Genomic DNA, 1,299 nt, shown 5'->3' with positions numbered 1-1,299 from the left:
GTAGTATAAAATTATGATAATTACTCATTGCTACAAAATTAAGCCCACTACTGAACAGTCAGTCAAAATTGATTATTGGCTAGAACTGTTACGAAGACATTGGAATTATGCTCTAGGTCAAAGACTAGATTGGTTAAATAGAACTAGATGTCAAGTTGACCGTTGTTCATTAATTTCATGTCCTATTGGTGAAATTTCTACTAGACCAGATTATTATTTTCAACAATCAGCACTTAAACAGACAAAACAGTTATTTCCTGACTACAAGGAAATATATTCAGAAATTCAACAAATTAACTTACAAAGGCTAGATAAAGCTTGGAAACGTTGGTTAATACCTGACAAAAAAGGTCAACGTGGAGGGCGACCTAGATTTAAAAAATCAGGAAAGTTAAGGTCATTTTGTTTCAGCAGAGTCAATCATTCTAAAGCAGCAATTAAGTTCGATGGTAAGCAAATCATTATTAGTAGGTTTGGTACTATTCCAGTCATAGTTCATAGACCTATACCAGATGGTATGACGATAAAAACTGCAACTATAACCAAAAAAGCTGATGGTTATTATATAAGTTTCAGTTTAGAAGATAAATCAGTTCCTAATCTAATTCCTACAAATAATATCAAAACTGCTGTAGGTATTGATGTAGGGTTAAAAGAGTTTTTAACTACTAATACTGGTGAGACTGTTTCTGTTCCTAAATTTTATAGAAAATCTCAATCTAATTTAGCAAGAAAGCAAAAAAAAGTATCTAGAAAAGAAATTGGGTCAAAAAACTGGAAAAAAGCACAAAATAGAATAGCTAGACTACATCAACATATTGCCAGGCAAAGAGAATATTTTCACTATAAGACTGCTCATAAATTAGTTAAAGAATATGATTTAATTGCTGTAGAAGACCTTAATATTAAAGGTCTAGCTAAAAATACTAAACTATCAAAATCAATTTATGATGTAGCCTGGAGTAATTTTATTGAAAAATTGAATGCAGTAGCGGTAAAACGCGGTGTTCATCTAATCAAAGTTAACCCTCATAATACATCACAAAATTGTAGTAATTGTGGTCAAAAAGTACCTAAGACTTTATCAGTTAGAACTCATTCTTGTCAGAAATGTGGAACAGTTTTAGATAGGGATGAAAATGCAGCAAAAAACATATTAAATAAAGCGTTAAACGAGGTGGGTATCATCTTGTCTGCTTGTGGAGGCTTAGATATTGGTCAGCCAGCAAAACAAGAAACTTCTTTGTTTGTTGAGAAGCTCCGGTTATAATCTTTGATTTAACGGGAGAGAACTTCACA

General features: G+C 32.0%; 1 protein-coding gene. It reads left to right on the top strand.

The annotated features are described in order from the left end of the window. Window positions 1–13: 13 nt before the first annotated feature. Complete coding sequence (locus F6K13_RS33655; protein ID WP_287290003.1) at window positions 14–1,270, top strand: transposase; 1,257 nt, start codon at window positions 14–16, stop codon at window positions 1,268–1,270. Window positions 1,271–1,299 lie beyond the last annotated feature (29 nt).

The sequence above is a fragment of the Okeania sp. SIO2B9 genome (assembly GCF_010672505.1).
Taxonomy (GTDB): Bacteria; Cyanobacteriota; Cyanobacteriia; order Cyanobacteriales; family Microcoleaceae; genus Okeania; species Okeania hirsuta.
The sequence above is the reverse complement of the archived record's forward strand: the minus strand, read 5'-3'. Positions and strand labels throughout refer to the sequence as shown.